Genomic DNA, 16,806 nt, shown 5'->3' with positions numbered 1-16,806 from the left:
TCATGGTTTCTAACTGTTCAGCCTGGGATTTGGCTCAATAAATTGATGATTGTAAATAATTGTTACAAATACTTGACTTAAGATAGGGTTTGCTGAAAAAGCTTTTCCTGGGGGCAGGGTGTGGGGTGTGGGGTGTGGGGTGTGGGGTTTTACCGATTTTGAGGTAGTCAGTTGCCTAATTTTCAGGGAAAAAGTACCTGAATTTTGCCCCCGATCCCCGCAATGGCTGGCACTTTTTGAGGGAAAAAAAGTCTAAAAGTCTTATCCAACAAGGTTTTTAGATTTATTCAGCAAGCCCTAAATAATCAGTTTTTAATAACCAGATTTAGTATGAGAGCGCATTTTATTCATTAGCTAGATTTAAAACCTGATTATACAGTTGCTCTCTCATCCAAAATCCAGAAATACGCAAATGGTCAAGTAATGGTTTAACTTGAGCAATTAACCCCTTACTTTTAGCTTCAAGTAAAACTCCTAATACTCCGGTAAACTCAATCCCTAGACGTGAAGCAACAATTCTACCTAGACGTTCATCTATTAACAGAAGTTCGGCGTTTATTTCAAGAGCAAGAGTAATTGCTTCCGCCTCCCCTCTATCGACTTCAAGATTAAGATTTTCGACAAGTTTTGTATTGGTTATATTTTGTTTTTTGAACCAAGACAAGGTTTGAACTTCTTGACTTCCGGCGACGGGAACGGTAGTCAGTTCTCGATAAACGGCTTCAGGAATAATGATGCTTTCGTAGAGTTGCTGTAGTAAATTTAGCTGATTGACAGATGCTAAATTGTTAATGGGTGAGGTATTACTAACCACTATCATAATCTGCCTAGTTTGCCTAAGGTCTTGACATCAGCATCTAAGTCTTCAAGGTCGTAATGAAGAGTAATTTGGCGACTTGCTAGTAAATTTTGAAATTGAAATTGATTCATTTCTGCTAAATTACTAGCCTGTCCAAGCGTCAGCTTTTCCTTTTGAAAAAGCATGATGGCAATTTCTTGTTTTAGCTCAGATTCTGACATCCGAGTTAGGGATAAAATTTCATCAGAGATAGTAAGACTCATGATTTTTCTCCTGAACAATAACATTCCGATTAACAGTTAACTTTCACTTCTGATCCAATTCCATATTAGCAAAATGTTCCATTAGCATCCATCCGAAACAATCCCAAACCCCTGAGATGGCTTCATACTGGCAGTAGGACTATAGGACTATTGTAGTGTGCGTGTTTGCGCGTATTTAAAGGAAGGCAGCAGCTTTATTCGATTTTTTTGAACTAGAAGATTGAGAAGCTTGGTTAGGATATCCCGGCAACTGAGCGCTCCCCAGTAAAACCGGGGAAGGAGATATATATTTTTTTACCTACCTGATACTTTTTAACAGATTAACTATCTCATCGGGGAATCTTTGCTGTAATTCTTCATCGGATAATCGCGACAACAGAATCATAAAATTTTGCCTTACTTTTGGGGTATCGGGATGATTTTCTCCTAATCTTTCTTGATAAATAGCAATAGCTCTCACATACAACGGTTCCGCTTCTGCGTATCTGCCTTGGTATTTGTATAATTCTGCTAAATTATTGAGACTGTTAGCAACATCGGGATGGTTTTCTCCTAATAGCTGTTTCCGCATAGAAAGGGAGCACTTATACAACAGTTCCGCTTCTGCGTATCTGCCTTGGTATTTGTATGATTCTGCTAAATTATTGAGACTGGTAGCAAAATCGAGATTGTTTTCTCCTAATAGCTGTTCTATCAGAGAAAGGCATCTCTTACACAAGGGTTCCGCTTCTATGTATCTGCCTTGGCTGAGGTATAATTCTGCTAAATTATTGAGAATGTTAGCAAAATAGAGGTTTTTTTCTCCTAATAGCTGTTTTATCAGAGAACGGGAGTGCTTATACAACGATTCTGCTTCTGCGTATTTGCCTTGACAGCAGTATAATCCCGCTAAATTATCGAGCCTAATAGCAAAATCGAGATTCTTTTCTCCTAATCGCTGTTTTATCAGAGAAAGGGAGTGCTTACACAACAGTTCTCCTTCTGCGTATCTGCCTTGGAATTCATATAACACTGCTAAATTATTGAGAATGTCAGCAACAATTGGATGGTTTTCTCCTAAGCGAGATTGGATTTCTTCACAACATTTTGTTAAGGTAACTGCTGCTAAATCATATTCTCCCTGTCCCTTATAAAACAAAGCTAACCCAAGAAACACCTGAATTAAATTATCTTCCGGGTTGGGAATATCATCTAACATGGTTTGACTGACAAGTTGCAGATGGGGAATTGCGGGAGTTACCGCTGCAATAATCTCCCTTGTGGGGGTTTGCGGGATATTTTCGGCAATGGTTAACAAAGTTTCCACAAAAGCGCATCGATAAAGAGAATTTTTCTCAGGAATTTCCTGTAATTGCTGTTGAAAAAATTCTCTCACGAGGGGATGAATCCGATAAAAAGAATAGTCCTCATCCACGGGTTGCATCAGATGAGAATTATCCAATTGTCCCCGCGCTTCTTCTAGTTCGCTTTCGGTAATTTCTGTGGATTTTGCCGTATCTTCTAGCAACGTCCAAGCAATAGCCACCGGTGCGAATAAACTCAACAGCATTGCCACTTTTTGAACAGCAAAACTTAAATCATCCCAACTGATTTTAATTGCGGCTGCTACCCCTAAATGTCCATAATCTCTGTGGTTTCTTTCCTTGGTTAAAGCAGTATGAGCTAAATTTAATTTATCGCGTAAATGGCTAAACTTTAAATGACGATTTTTTGCTAAATATTCCCCCACCAACTCCACTGCTAAGGTTAAGCGTCCTAAAATTTCGTGACAAATCTGTTCTACTAAAGCTTTTTCTTGCTCAACTTTAGCAGTACCAACAATTTTGGTTAATAATTCCACACATTTATCTAAGGGTAAAACATCTAAAGCTATAGACTGAAATTCCGTACTAAGACACCTTTCCCTAGTGGTGACTAATATCTTAATCCTAGAATCTTTTGGTAACATTCGATCGGGAATTCGGTCGATATTGGGGACATCATCGAGAATTAATAATAATTTTCCCTGCTGAGGTAGCCAATTTTGCCAATACCAGTACACTTGTTTTTCTAAAGATTCTTTTTTCAATATTTCTGGTAAAGATAGATAGGGACCAGCTAATTTAACTATTTCTTCTGCTAAACCCGATAGTCGCAAGGATAACCAATATTGTGCCGCGTATTCCTGTTGGTATCGTTTCGCATATTCCAAAGCTAAAGCGGTTTTTCCTATTCCCCCTAACCCTTCCACCGCGCAAACAATCACCCCTTGTTCTGTTTGCAATTTCTGATGAATTAAGGTTAACTCATCTTCCCTCCCGACAAAATTAACCGTACTTTTGCCCACATTACTAGGGATAGAGGGAATACTTACTTTTTTAGACGATTTTTCACTCCTGCGATCGCACGATTAAATGTGGGAAAATAACGCCTAAAAGTTGACTCAGTATCTAATTCCGCTTCGTAGGTCAGGGAAACAAAAGGGGGTATAGTAGATATGGCCGCTTTTAATTTGGCTGCTGCTGATCGCTCTGGTTGATTGAGTTTAGCCAGAATTTGGTTTAATGATTCTAAGATTTGTACAGAAGCAAGTTCAGGGGGTGGTTCTTTGGTAATTGCCGTCAATTCTGTGACAATTTCTGCTACCATTACCTCGGCATCAGGAAAGGACGATTCTTGACTCTCGCTGGCGATTAAATCCCATTTTTCTCGTTCAAATTTTTTAATTTCTGTGCGCTTATCGTTTATGCGTTGCTGCAAAAGAACTTTATCTTCTGGACGCGCACCTGTCCACGCATCGCGGATTCCCGCTAATTGTTCTTTTAAGCGTTGAATATTTTTATCGAGATTTTGTAATTCGCCAGCAGACATAGAGAAATAAGGTTAAATTACAGGGTTAATTTAATTATGATCTATCCATCTAGAAATGTCATTCCTGTGGCTGTCCCCCACTCCCCAACACCCAACCCCTCACGGATCGCTGAAAAAGCCTAGCTCAATCTGGAAATTTTGATTATGATCATTAGTAATTGACCTTTATTTGTGATATAGATTCAAAGGAGAGACACGGTGTCCACAGAAGTCATCGAAAAGCGTTCCACAGCGACAATCCGTAAACCAGCACCGCGTTATCGCGTTTTACTCCACAATGACGACTTTAACTCGATGGAGTATGTGGTTCAGAGTTTAATGCAAACGATCGCCGGTATGACGCAACCCCAAGCAGTTGATATCATGATGGAAGCGCACACTAATGGTACGGCCTTGGTGATTACCTGCATCCAAGAACACGCGGAATTTTACTGTGAAACCTTGAAAAATAAAGGTTTAACCAGCAGCATCGAACCCGATGAATAAAAGATTACGGGTAATTGCCACTTACCCAGTCCCCCTGCGACTGGGAATTTTTATTTTGCTCTTACTTTTTCTCTGGTTGCCGATCGCACTTCCCCTCTATCACTTTTTTGCCACTAATGCTAATCTGGTCTCAATTTTGACCCTTTCTGTTCTCTATCTGGAATTTTTGGGGTTATCCCATTGGTGGGGACGGACAATTTATGGCGATGAGGGATTAGCCGATTATGGGTTGATTTGGCGAAGAAAAACGCCGATCGAGTTAATTAACGGGTTGGCGATCGGTTTATTTTTCACTTTCTCGCTTTTTCTGTCCCAAGGGTTCCTAGGTTGGTTAAATTTCTTACCCGCAAATCCCCAAATCAGCAAAATCATCCTGGAGGGGTTTTTAGTCGCTTTAGCGGTGGGTTTTGCGGAAGAATTGCTATTTCGGGGCTGGTTACTGGGAGAATTAGAAAAGGATTATCGTCCCGCTATCGCTCTAGTGATTAGTGCCTTAATTTTTGCTCTTGCTCACTTTATTAAACCTTTAGCCGAAATTATCCGCACTTTTCCCCAATTTCCTGCCTTAGTCTTGCTAGGATTGATTCTCGGTTGGGCCAAACGCGCCTGTGGTGGTAGTTTGGGTAAAAGTATCGGTCTGCACGCGGGTTTAATCTGGGCCTACTATATATTAAATGTGGGTCAGTTAATTAAATACACTGGTACTGTTCCCGATTGGTTAACTGGAATCGATAAAAATCCTTTAGCGGGAGTGATGGGTTTACTTTTCCTGACAATTCTCGCTATCTGGATCAGAAAAAAAGCAGTTTTGAGTGAACGATAGGGGATTAAATCAATTACTATAAAGGGGAAATTGCCCATGAGAGTTATAGCCGATGAATCGATTATTATCTTTTCTAGAATATCGCCCGCGTTTGCGTAATATCCTATCTTTTTGTTTCTCTCTTATCGTCATGCTGTTGATCGGTGTAGGCAAAGTCACAGCACAAGATTTAAATAATTCTACTCTGGATTTAGTTGCTAATCTCTGGATGTTAATAGCCGGCTCGTTAGTATTCTTTATGAATGCGGGTTTTGCCATGCTGGAAACGGGTTTTTGTCGTACTAATAACGCCACTAATGTCTTAGCTAAAAACCTAATTGTCTTCTGTGTTTCTGCCTTGGCTTATTGGATGTTTGGTTTCGGTTTAATGTTTGGTAATACATCTGAACTGGGAAATAGTTTCTCTGGTGGGACAGGATTTTTATTGGAAATTTTAACCCCCAATAATCAATACAGTCAATTCCAAGAACTGTGGACAGGTCGTTCATCGGTTGTCACCCAAGTTTCATTAAAAACATTTCTATAAATCTTATTATAAACTTTTAACTTTTGTCGGTCTTGAACTACCAATCCTGTTAAGCGTAATTCTATTTGATCGGGACTACCATCATCGGTAATTTCACCATTTCTTAAAATTTCTAGGTAAAGCTTCAGCATTCTTCTACCCGTGACACGCTTATTTAATAAACGATTCCGAATAGTTTTTAGGTGTTCTGGACTATCTTGAGATACCCAGTTACTAATTACTTGCGACTGGATAAAATCGCCGACAGTAATCGGGTTTGCTGGGGATTCCTTGCCAAATTCAGGGCGAGATGTGGAGATTAAACGACAAATTTTTTGAGTTAAAAACGGTTGTCCACCTGTCCATTCTATAACCTCCTCTAAAACCCGTTGCGGTGCGATAACTTTGTCCTGCAATCCCTCGGCAAGTTTTCTGGCATCCTTTATAGTAAATCCAGATAATCGAATATCTTGACCAATATTAAAAGGACTACGATTATTATCTAGAATAAAGTTAGAAACTGCCGCTACCCCCAACATACAAAAGCTTAGACGTTGGTAATCCCTATTATAAGGACGTTTTTCATGACAGCTACGCAGCCAAGCAAAGAAATCATCTGTGGAAAATTTTAAACTCAGAACGCTATCAATTTCATCGAAACAGATAACAATAGGTTGGGATACCTCCTTTAAGAGAATTTCCTCAACAAATTGATCAAGACGATTAATAGCTGATTTGTAGGCTCGTTCATCCCACCAAGTTTGCTCTTTTCCCCGAATAGAAAGATCAAATCGTTTAACCAGTTGCTCAAATAATACTCGATACCAAATATCTTCGGAGATGTTTTTTCCTATACCACTCAAATCAATGGTAGCACAATCAATATTATCCTCTTGCAGTCGTTTTTGTGTCTGTACCCACAAACTTGATTTTCCCATTTGACGGGAATTTAACACATAGCAATACTGTCCATTTTTTAGATAGTCATAAAATATATCATCTGCTTCCCGCTTGATATAACTAGGTGCATCTAGGGGAACGCTGCCTCCAACATAATAAAAATTGGTCGCCATAGCATTAAAATTAGCAATTTGTCTGATTGGTTAAGTTCGATGAATAATTTAATCAAAGGTTATCTGTCCCTAAGCTAGTCCGCATTTAAAGTTCTGGGTTCGATGGGGGAACGGGGAACAGGTGAAAACGAATATTAGATTTAGATGTACAACAGTTTAACTCAATATATTGGATTTTAGGAGGATAGGCGATACCTAAAATAGTCGCTGTATAGTGGATAACGGGGTTGAACAGCATTCTGCACAAAGGTTACTAATCCTAAACTATGAAGTTGCCAATTAATTGCTGCACCTAAATCAACGGGAGAAGAGGACTCTACAACCTTTTTCATTCCTGCTGCTAGGTTTGGATGTTCTTGTAAGTTTAGCAAATGTCCTCGCAAATGATCCCCATAAATTCCCTCTTCCGTGGCTGCTGTCTCTAAAAAATCTGCTAAAGACAGTTGTTTTTGGCTAATCCCATAAATCGCCTTTTGGATTAAATAGGGATGTCCCCCGACAAGATTAATTATTTTTTGCAGTTCATCTTTTCCCAAGTTAGCCTGATATTTATTGGCTAGAGTCAAGACCTGTTCTAGAGTAAAATCAGGTAACAGGATTTCTGTTCCTACATTTAAAGGAGATTTATTCAGGTCAGCAGGAACATAATTTTCTGTGGAATAGGTGATAATTAAGTGTAACTTTTGCCAAGTATTATTATTTTTTGCCTCCTCGTGCCAAAGACGAAATAAACTAAGGAAATCGTCGGCAACGCTTGCATAGGCAAAGAGACTATCTATCTCCTCTAAAACTAAAATTAGGGGTTTATCCAGCTTTTTGAGCAAATGGTCTTCAAAATAGGCAGTACAGCTATAAATTCCTAATCCTTCTTGCCATTTTTCCTGAAAGAGAGCTGCTAACCCTAATTTCTTGGAAATAATCAAAGCAAACCAAGAGAGCAATCGGTCTAAATCGCCGAGAATTCCTTTGCCTGCTTGTAAAAAACTCAAACTGACGGTTTTATACTCTCTTTTGTCAACTTGACTCAAAATTCTATCGACTAATAGGGTTTTACCCATCCCCTTGGCTGATTTAATCCGCAATAATGAACCTGCTTGACTCACCGTCTCCAGACAAAGCTGTTCCACTGGAGGACGTTCAATATACTTGGAAAAATCCGCGGCCCGGTTTTCTCCCTCATCCTCAGACGTGGCAGCTGGTGTTTCCTCCAACTCATCCCAGTCAGCGATTTCTCGATAATCAAGGGCTAATTTTTGACAAATTTCAAAAAAATTGAGATTACTAATCGATTTACCGTTAAGAAAAAGGCTAATAGTCGATTTTGCGAACCCTAACTCCTCAGCAAGCAGCTGTTGAGTTGCGTAACCATTGAGTTTAACTGCTTGTTTGACTCTAGGGATATATTCCGATTTTACTTTAAGCGATCGCCCCATAACCGTGAAGATTATTGAAAAATTAATGACAACCTAATCTTATCTCAAATAAATCAAACGTATCTCAGACATTTACTCAAACCTATCACAAAAAACTCAGACATATCTCAGACATTTTAAATTGTTCTATGAGAACCTATAGATTCAGATACAACTTAGTCTTCAAATAAAAGTCAGACAAATATAATTTGTATATCAGGATTTCTATTCATAGACTCATGCTTTGATAGCCGACACTAAGAGTACAAAAGTACAAAAGAAATTCTGAGGCAACCACCATGCGTTCCCTGAAAAAATGCCTATCTATAGCTTTCATCACCCTAGGCCTATTGCTCCCTTTCTGGGGAGATAATGTCCAAGAACAAGTAAAATCAACTAAATTTATCGATACTCTTGAGCTTATTGTTCAGGCGATCAAAATATTTGTAGAGGAGGACTAGGTCAATAAATGTAGGGGCGCAACGTGGTCAGTAAGTTGATCGAACTGCTTGCGCCCATAATGTAAGATTGTGAACATTTTTCACCAAAAAGTAACTGGTGGGCATAATCCTATACTATAATCAGTACAGTCATGAACTAGGCTCCTGTCCATCTGACTTGATTGACGTTTTATCTAATTTGGTTTATACCCCTCAGCAACATTCCTAAATTTATTGGAATTTTATGGCTAAAACAACTGATACCAATTATTTAACCTCCGCGGAGAAGTCTCTTTTATCTGATTTACTCAAAGTTAGGGCTGCCACTGCCTTGAGCTTTGAAATTGAAACAGATAGAATTGGAGAAGCTGACTTACAAGATAAATTAGAAAAACTAGCGGACAAAGGCTATATCAAAGTCAATGAAGAAGAAAGCTACAAAATCTTTACTCCCACTTGGAAAACTCGTTGGCTGAGGGTAAATGGTATTTTGTAGTCAGGTTCTAACGGAATTAGATAAGTTTCCTTTTTTCAGTTCATTCACCCATTACCTATTTTTGGTAGATTCTCAGACAGCTGCCGCCACCGATCTTTTCAGCGAAATACGGAAACTTCTGGGAGGGGATCTGTGGCCTTTTATTTTGGCTGCGATAATTATTGGAGTATTATATGAAACTAGAATTAGCTATTTCTCAGCTTTTAGGGATTGTCATTTATATTTTCATTTATTTCCCGATTTAAAAAAGGATTTTTTAAATACTTTTGTTAGTTTATTAAAGTTCAAAATTTTTAGATCAATACCCTTATACCTTCTCATTCAACTTATATTTTCTCTATTAAGCTTGATCGAGGATAATGTATATGTGGGTTTAATCATTGCTCTGGTCTTCGGTTTTATTATTAGTTCCTTAAACCCTAATTTAGAACAAATCGACCAAGTAACGGGTGGATTTAGCTTATCGACAATTAATCCTGTCTCCAGTCTGATCAAAAAGCTATTAGAGTTGTACCAAGGATTTCAAATATCTATTATTAAGCCTTTAGATACGAAACTGCTAAAGAAGAGAACCAGCCTATATAATTCTATCAAGCCTAGATTTAATTGTTTTCAAATAGTTACTCTTCAGGAATACATCCAAGAATTAATCAGTAGATTTACACTGAAAGAAACGCAAGAGAAATATCAAGGAAGATTAAACGCTATCATCGGGGGAAATTTTAGTGACGAGAATAAGAAGAGAGAAATATTAATATGGTTATTATTTGATATTATGGAGGTTACTTATGAAGAGATCAATAAAATTAGAAATCACCCAGATCAATCAGAAATTTTAATAAGACTGGGAGAAATAGAACAGGGGAATAGTACGATAAATTAAACGTCGGACAGTTAATTGAATACACTTGTACTGCTTTTATCGATTAACTGGAATTGATAAAAATCCTTGAGGGGGAGTGACGGGTTGACTTTTCCTGACAATTCTCGCCATCTGAACCAGAAAAAAAGTAACCGATGTGGTAATGATTCGGTAGTAGTGGCGTAGCCCTCTTGCTTACCTGGTATGAATTGTGTAAAATATTTATGAATAAAAATAATTGCAACCCGCTCAGTCTTTAAACCTCTAGCTTGATCGGTTCTTCGTTACTTGGTATGGTTCAATAGGGTGGCATAAATCGACTAAATCCTTATCTGACAAGAGTTCTATTGATTAGTTCGTTCTAGATCGAAAACAATTGACAAAGATAGCCGAACATCTCTCTGTATAAGGGTTTCATCCCTCATGACCCCGTCCATTGCATGAAACAAACCGAAGAACCAAAATTAGGTAGTTGACCACCTGAAAATCGATCAAACCCCACACCCCACACCCCACACCCCACACCCTGCCCCCAGAACAGCTTTTTCAGCAGCCCCTAACTAGGTCTGTTAATAATGTCAAGTCGGTTGCGAAAAGAAAGAAACTCTGTTTCCGATTTAAAGATACACTTGGTCTGTGTGACAAAATACAGAAGAAAGGTTTTTACTGGTAAAAGTCTGACTTTGGTTGAAAAGTCTTTTAAAAGTCTGACTTTGGTTGAAAAATCTTTTAGAGAAGTTGCGGAAAAGATGAATTTTCAGATATTGGAATTTAATGGGGAGTCTGATCATGTACACGCATTGATTGAATACCCACCGAAACTATCTATTTCCGTAATGGTCAATTCTTTAAAGGGAGTCTCTAGTCGCAGGTATGGACAAGCTGGTTATCCTAAGCCATACGGGAAAGACGCTCTTTGGTCGCCCAGTTATTTTGTGTCTTCTGTAGGAGGTGCGCCACTGGAAGTTCTTAAGTGCTACATCAAAAATCAGGAAAAGCCGTCGTAAAACGACGGGGTTTTAACCCAAATTTTCGATAACTCGATCGAGGTCCAAGAATCTTCGTCCTCAATCAATTTTTTCGGTTATGGGAAGTCTGGTAGGCTGCCGGGTTATCTTGAAGAGAGTTAGCAGTAGTCTCAGGAGACAATAGATTATGACTTGGCGCGGCTCAACCGATACAAAAGATCGCATTTTTGCAGCTTTAGTATATCTTTTACCCTTATATTCGGCCTTTGCCTTCGGGATCTTTATCTTTCAGCAAATTCCTTTTTTAGGAGCGGCCTTAGCAATAGTTTTAACTCCCTTAGCTTTTCTCTATAGTTCTCTGGGAAGCTTTGGCAGTTTAATTATCTTTTTCGTCCTCTTTTTCGCCGTGGTACGCAATCCCCGCATCAGTCATTTTATCCGCTTTAACACCATGCAGGCGATTTTAATCGAGATTTTGGTGTATTTATTGGGATTGGTCTTAGGTTTCGTCGCTAGGGGTTTAGGGGCGAATTTAGTGGTAGAAACTCTTTTTAACGTCGTCTTTTTGGGAGCATTTGCCGCCTGTGTTTACAGCATTATACAGTCGTTTATCGGCAAATACGCCGATATTCCCACAATTTCCGAGGCGGCCTATTCTCAAGTGGGAGGTTAGGTTAGGCTGGCTGAATAAATCTAAAAACCTTGTTGGGTAAGACTTTTAGACTTTTTGGCAATCAAAAAGTACCAGATATGGGAGTGATCGGGGGGAAAATCCCTGGACTTTTTCCCTGAAAATTAGGTAATTGACCTCCTCAAAATCGGGAAAACCCTACACCCTACACCCCACACCCCACACCCTCTCCCCACAAAAAACTTTTTCAGCAGACCCTAATTAAGCTTGAGTTTGTCCCCTTTTTCGGCTACAGTCTCTCCAGAATCAATGCGTTCGCTGCCAGGCCACATCTATGAGTCCATTTAAACAGACCCTACGGGAACTCAACGCTCAGAAGGGTAAAATAGCCGCTTCTGTGGGCAGAAAAACGCCTAAACGGGTTAATCGTTGGTTTAAATGGCTTTCTCCCGGTCTTTTTGTCAAACGCTGGCTTTTAATCAGTTTAACCGGCGTTTTTCTCACCTCCTTCGGTTTAGCTATTTGGGTAAAATTAACCCCGGTTAATCGCTTTTTAGAGTTTGTTTCCCAAGCATTAGAAACGATCGCCCGTTTGGTCCCTAATTCTGTTTCTGGGCCGCTGGCGGTTTTGCTGGGTGTCTTTTTGTTATTCTGGGGTCAGAGTCGCACCGTGGAAACGATTACAGAAGCACTACAACCGGACGCATCGGAGGAATTAGTTGATCTCCTACGCACCCATCGTCGTCTCCATCGCGGTCCGAAAATTGTGGCCATCGGTGGAGGTACAGGTTTATCGACGCTTTTACGGGGTTTAAAACAGTATAGTTCTAATATCACCGCTATTGTCACCGTAGCTGATGATGGCGGTTCTTCGGGCCGATTACGTCGGGAAATGGGCATTTTACCCCCGGGGGATATTCGCAATTGTATCGCCGCTTTAGCCGATGAGGAAAAGTTATTAACGGAATTGTTTCAATATCGCTTTCATGCCGGGGATGGTTTATCGGGCCACAGTTTTGGTAATTTATTTATCAGCGCTATGACCGAGATTACCGGCGATCTGGAACAGGCGATCGATGCTAGTGCTAAAGTTTTGGCCATTCGCGGCAAAGTGCTACCTGCTACCCTTACCGATGTTAGTCTCTGGGCTAAGTTAGCCGATGGGCGCATTATTGAGGGAGAATCGAAGATAACCGAAGCTATGGGGCAAATTCGTCAGATTGGCTGTCATCCTGCCGATCCGGTCGCTTTACCGGCTGCTTTAGCGGCAATCAAGGAGGCAGATTATATTATTATCGGGCCGGGTAGTCTTTATACCAGTATTATCCCTAATTTGTTGGTTCCCGCAATTCGTCAGGCCCTAGCACAGGTGACAGTCCCCCGTGTCTATGTTTGTAATATTATGACCCAGCCGGGGGAAACGGATAATTATTCGGTGGCTGATCATATTCGGGCGATCGAAAAAGTCTGCGAGGAACGCGTCTTTGATGCAGTTTTAGCCCAAAGAACTGCACCATCGCCCCAATCTCTGCAATTATACGCCCAAGAGCATAGTCATCCTGTGTTTTTAGACCGCGAGGAGGTGGGAAAAATGGGTTATCGCATTGTTTTAGCGAATGTAATGGCAGAAGATGAAGTTACTGCCAAAGTTAGTCATGATCCCCAACGTTTAGCGCGAGTTTTATGGCGCTGGTATGCTAAAAAGTGAATAGCGAGTTGACTAAATGTTTTTATCTAGCTTTGTCAAGTTATAAAATCATATTTTTTGCTTTAATTTGCCGACATTAGCCAAATTTGCTGATTAAAGCCCTAGGAAAAAATTAGCCTAAAAACCATTTCGCCTTATTCTGTGTTATACTCAGATTTTGAAGAGAGATGATCATGCACTACTCTACTAAATCTAATCAAGAGACAGGTGCGACAGTCTATTCCCCAAGCGATGGAAGTGAATTAATTCCTGCTGAGGTTAAACTAGATATAAACGGGCAAAACTATCAATCACTTAATATACCTCTCCCAGAGGGCTATACAGTAGATGATGAAGGAATCATCAATAACTATGGTAGCGAACCCAAGATTTATCTATCAAAATCCCCATCTTTAGAACAGCAAAAATGGTATATTTTGCAAGGAGTAGGGGCGGTTTTGTTGGTTGCTTTGGTGTTATTAATCACCTTTTCCGTTAGCTAGATAAAAACCGTAGGATTGACATTTAAGTTGAGCGAGACAGGAAAACTTTAATTTACACCATAGAGTCTGCATCCCAAGTATCGGGAGCATATATTGGAACCGACTCTATCTATCTGTCCAAATAGTAAATCTGACAGCTGAACTTTTTTACTTTGCTAAACTTGACAATTTTTTTCAGTTTTTTGTGGGTTGCTTCGTGATCAACAATAGAACAACCAATAGAGTTAACTTCTCAAAGGAAATTCAACAGGTATGAAATTTAATCCTTCTCTTAGTCAAGAACCTCGCTATCAGGCAATTCCTGTTATGCAGATAACTTCCAAAGAAACCCTTCTCCATTGGTTAGAACGGACAGGAAGATTAAAATTACGTCAATCTGATGCTCATCCCGATTTGCAAATTTTAGAAGAACTAGACGATATTATCGATCCAGATAATTATGCTATAGAAGAAGAAGAATAAATAGTCTTAAGTAGGTGGGTGGAATTAAATATAAGATGAAGGTAGGTTGGGTTGAAGCATGAAACCCAACGCCCGCTCATGTTACGCTACCGCTAAACCATCCTACAAATAATTGTGCCTCCCTACTTACTGGGAGTTAGGAGTGAAATTTCAATTATCTAATATTCAGGAGATTAAGAAAGTGGTATCAACGAAAAAAACGGCTTTAATTTACTGTGAAAATCAGTTTGGACGTGTGGACGGAAAAACGGCAGCTGGCTTGATCAGACAATCAGAAATATATACAATTGTTGGAGTGCTGGATAGTTCCTTAGCGGGAAAAGATGCGGGAGAAGCATTAGGAGACAAAAAAAATCATATTCCCATTTTTGCCAATTTACAAACAGCCTTAGAAAAACTTAGAGATGTTCCCAATTGTTATATCTACGGCAAAGCACCCTTAGAAGCGTTTATTCCCCCCCTAGAAAGGCTGCTAATTTTAGAAGCAATGGCACAAGGAATGGAGATTATTAATGGTTTGCATCAATTCTTCTCCGAGGATTTAGAATTTAGGGAGCAAGCTAGTCAGTATGGTGTGCAAATTACAGACATTCGTAAACCACCACAATTAGCTGATCTTCATGTATTTACTGGGCAAATTTCCCAAGTAAATATACCCGTTATTGCCTTTTTAGGAACCGATTGTGCTTGCGGAAAAATGACCACTGCGGTGGCAGTTAATCAAACTCTCCAAGGCTTGGGTATTAAGTCTGTCTTAGTCGCTACTGGACAAACTAGCTTGATGCAGGGAGCAAGATATGGGGTTTCGATCGATGCTTTGGTTTCTCAATTTGTCATCGGTGAAATTGAAAATGCTGTGGTTCAAGCTTTTGAGCAAGAAAAACCCGATATTATTTTAGTGGAAGGACAAAGTTCTCTGAGTCATCCTGCTTTTATGAGTTCCCTGGGAATTTTGAAAGGAAGTAGGCCCGATGGGATTATTTTACAACATCCCCCAGCCCGAAAATTTCGCTGTGATTTTCCTCATTTAGCCATGCCAAAATTACAGGAAGAAATTTCACTAATTGAGGCAATTTCTCCCACTAAAGTTATCGCTATTGCGATTAATCACGAAAATCTCACCGCAGCAGCCACTGAGCGTATTATTGCCAAATATGAGCGAGATTTTCAGTTACCGACTACTGATGTTTTGTTACACGGATGTGAGAAATTAGTCCAAGCTTTATGCGATCGCTTTCCGAAATTAAACCGGAAAATCAAAGGGGAAATTTTAGCTGCAATTCCCGCAATTGGGAGCAAATAGGCTGATGAAAGACCTTTTACCCAGAATCGAGATTTCTCTCCCGAAAATACGCCATAATGCTCGTTTACTCTGCCAATTCTACGGTAGCAAGGGACTTTCTGTGATGGGAGTTTCCAAAGCGATTTTGGGTGATCCCTCGATCGCCTTGGCGATGATTCAAGGTGGAGTCAACTTTATCGCTGACTCTCGAATCGAAAATATTCTCAAAATGAAACAAGCAGGAATAGTGACAACTTTTGTTCTGTTGCGTACTGCCTTGAGTCAAGCAGAATCAGTGGTTAACATTGCAGATATCAGCTTAAATACCGAATTAGCAACAATTCAGGAACTTTCCTATTATGCTCAAGAAAAGCAAAAAATACACCGCATTATTATCATGACGGAGTTAGGGGATTTACGCGAAGGTGTACTGCCGAAAGATCTGGTCAAGTTCATCAAAAAGACCCTCGCTTTTCCCTTTATCAAAATTATTGGACTGGGTTGTAATTTGGCTTGTTATGGAGGTATTAAACCTGATAGCCATAATATGAGCAAATTATCTGTGTTAACAGATACAATTGAGCAGGAATTTTTAATAAAATTACCGATTATTTCAGGAGGCAATTCTGCTAACTATCAATGGTATCAAAAAAGTAGCGAAGTTGGTCGGATTAATAATCTGCGTTTAGGAGAATCAATTTTATTAGGTTGTGAAACAGTTAATCGACAAGTTATACCAGGCTTATATACCGATGCTTTTCGGTTAATTGCTGAAGTAATCGAATCCAAAGATAAACCATCTCTACCCTCTGGAGAAATTGGTCGAGATGCTTTTGGTAATGTTCCCAGCTTTATCGACCAAGGCATTCACCGTCGAGTTATTATTGCATTAGGAAGACAGGATATTCTTATCTCTGGATTACAAACAAGTCAGGAGATAAAAATATTAGGTTCTAGTAGCGATCATCTAGTTCTTGATAGTCATAACAAGAGGTTAAAAGTAGGAAGCGAAGTCAGTTTTAATCTTGATTACGGAGGACTTTTAACAGCCATGACTTCTCCTTTTATTACTAAAAGTTATGCTCTCAATGCAGTAGCACAACTGTCTTGATCGATGAATAAATAGGGTTTGCTGAAAAAGTTTTTCCTGGGGGCAGGGTGTGGGGTGTGGGGTGTGGGGTGTGGGGTTTTACCAGTTTTGAGGTGGCCAATTACCTAATTTTCAGGGAAAAAGTGCCTAAATTTCCCCCCGATCACTCCCAGA

The 16,806-nt window shown here is 39.6% G+C and carries 18 protein-coding genes; 12 read left to right on the top strand and 6 right to left on the bottom strand.

What is annotated here, in order from left to right:
- Positions 1–343: 343 nt before the first annotated feature.
- From O9295_RS07625 to O9295_RS07610, 4 genes are all read right to left on the bottom strand, one after another.
- Complete coding sequence (locus O9295_RS07625; RefSeq protein ID WP_002760063.1) at positions 344–820, bottom strand: PIN domain-containing protein; 477 nt, start codon at positions 818–820, stop codon at positions 344–346.
- Positions 817–1,062 (bottom strand): UPF0175 family protein, encoded by a 246-nt coding sequence (locus tag O9295_RS07620; protein WP_147073426.1) that lies wholly within the window; start codon positions 1,060–1,062, stop codon positions 817–819. Before O9295_RS07620 ends, O9295_RS07625 begins: the two co-directional genes overlap by 4 nt.
- 298 nt (positions 1,063–1,360) lie before the next feature.
- Entirely contained in the window at positions 1,361–3,388 is a 2,028-nt protein-coding gene (locus tag O9295_RS07615) for a tetratricopeptide repeat protein (RefSeq protein WP_288032559.1), read from the bottom strand.
- A 23-nt stretch (positions 3,389–3,411) separates the two neighbouring features.
- Entirely contained in the window at positions 3,412–3,912 is a 501-nt protein-coding gene (locus O9295_RS07610) for a hypothetical protein (protein WP_288032558.1), read from the bottom strand.
- Positions 3,913–4,110: 198 nt separating this feature from the next.
- Between O9295_RS07610 and clpS the strand changes: the two genes are divergently transcribed.
- The 3 genes from clpS to O9295_RS07595 are packed head-to-tail and all read left to right on the top strand — an operon-like array spanning position 4,111 to position 5,747.
- On the top strand, positions 4,111–4,398 hold the full coding sequence (gene clpS / locus O9295_RS07605; RefSeq protein WP_002738526.1) for an ATP-dependent Clp protease adapter ClpS: 288 nt from the start codon (positions 4,111–4,113) through the stop codon (positions 4,396–4,398).
- On the top strand, positions 4,391–5,221 hold the full coding sequence (locus O9295_RS07600; RefSeq protein WP_149979423.1) for a CPBP family intramembrane glutamic endopeptidase: 831 nt from the start codon (positions 4,391–4,393) through the stop codon (positions 5,219–5,221). Before clpS ends, O9295_RS07600 begins: the two co-directional genes overlap by 8 nt.
- 52 nt (positions 5,222–5,273) lie before the next feature.
- Complete coding sequence (locus O9295_RS07595) at positions 5,274–5,747, top strand: ammonium transporter (RefSeq protein ID WP_002760068.1); 474 nt, start codon at positions 5,274–5,276, stop codon at positions 5,745–5,747.
- Here O9295_RS07595 and O9295_RS07590 read toward each other — a convergent pair.
- Positions 5,678–6,799, bottom strand: coding sequence for an AAA-like domain-containing protein (locus tag O9295_RS07590; RefSeq protein ID WP_288032557.1), 1,122 nt, complete (start codon positions 6,797–6,799; stop codon positions 5,678–5,680). The genes O9295_RS07595 and O9295_RS07590 overlap by 70 nt on opposite strands.
- 176 nt (positions 6,800–6,975) lie before the next feature.
- A complete protein-coding gene (locus tag O9295_RS07585; RefSeq protein ID WP_288032556.1) occupies positions 6,976–8,232 on the bottom strand; it encodes an AAA-like domain-containing protein in 1,257 nt (418 codons plus the stop codon).
- 663 nt (positions 8,233–8,895) lie between these two features.
- Between O9295_RS07585 and O9295_RS07580 the strand changes: the two genes are divergently transcribed.
- The 9 genes from O9295_RS07580 to O9295_RS07540 all read left to right on the top strand — a co-directional run bounded on the left by O9295_RS07580 (position 8,896) and on the right by O9295_RS07540 (position 16,653).
- Positions 8,896–9,147 carry a hypothetical protein gene (locus O9295_RS07580; protein ID WP_288032555.1) on the top strand — a complete coding sequence of 84 codons (252 nt, stop codon included), beginning with the start codon at positions 8,896–8,898 and terminating at the stop codon, positions 9,145–9,147.
- On the top strand, positions 9,134–10,030 hold the full coding sequence (locus O9295_RS07575) for a hypothetical protein (RefSeq protein ID WP_288032554.1): 897 nt from the start codon (positions 9,134–9,136) through the stop codon (positions 10,028–10,030). The genes O9295_RS07580 and O9295_RS07575 overlap by 14 nt, the downstream gene beginning before the upstream one ends.
- Before the next feature lie 554 nt (positions 10,031–10,584).
- Positions 10,585–11,016 (top strand): IS200/IS605 family transposase, encoded by a 432-nt coding sequence (gene tnpA, locus O9295_RS07570; RefSeq protein ID WP_012263857.1) that lies wholly within the window; start codon positions 10,585–10,587, stop codon positions 11,014–11,016.
- 148 nt (positions 11,017–11,164) lie between these two features.
- Complete coding sequence (locus O9295_RS07565; protein ID WP_288032553.1) at positions 11,165–11,650, top strand: Tic20 family protein; 486 nt, start codon at positions 11,165–11,167, stop codon at positions 11,648–11,650.
- Positions 11,651–11,942: 292 nt separating this feature from the next.
- Entirely contained in the window at positions 11,943–13,316 is a 1,374-nt protein-coding gene (locus O9295_RS07560; protein ID WP_125731349.1) for a gluconeogenesis factor YvcK family protein, read from the top strand.
- 173 nt (positions 13,317–13,489) lie between these two features.
- A complete protein-coding gene (gene psb34, locus O9295_RS07555; RefSeq protein ID WP_002734380.1) occupies positions 13,490–13,798 on the top strand; it encodes a photosystem II assembly protein Psb34 in 309 nt (102 codons plus the stop codon).
- A gap of 252 nt (positions 13,799–14,050) precedes the next feature.
- Positions 14,051–14,260: a DUF3134 family protein gene (locus O9295_RS07550; protein WP_008198246.1), complete on the top strand. Its 210-nt coding sequence runs from the start codon at positions 14,051–14,053 to the stop codon at positions 14,258–14,260.
- A 142-nt stretch (positions 14,261–14,402) separates the two neighbouring features.
- The gene (locus O9295_RS07545) at positions 14,403–15,563 is read left to right on the top strand and encodes an N-acetyltransferase DgcN family protein (RefSeq protein WP_353851850.1); all 1,161 of its coding nucleotides are present in this window, start codon (positions 14,403–14,405) and stop codon (positions 15,561–15,563) included.
- 4 nt (positions 15,564–15,567) lie between these two features.
- Complete coding sequence (locus O9295_RS07540; RefSeq protein WP_002762913.1) at positions 15,568–16,653, top strand: alanine/ornithine racemase family PLP-dependent enzyme; 1,086 nt, start codon at positions 15,568–15,570, stop codon at positions 16,651–16,653.
- Positions 16,654–16,806: the final 153 nt, after the last annotated feature.

The sequence above is a fragment of the Microcystis sp. LE18-22.4A genome (genome assembly GCF_027531105.1).
GTDB lineage: Bacteria > Cyanobacteriota > Cyanobacteriia > Cyanobacteriales > Microcystaceae > Microcystis > Microcystis aeruginosa.
The sequence above is the reverse complement of the archived record's forward strand: the minus strand, read 5'-3'. Positions and strand labels throughout refer to the sequence as shown.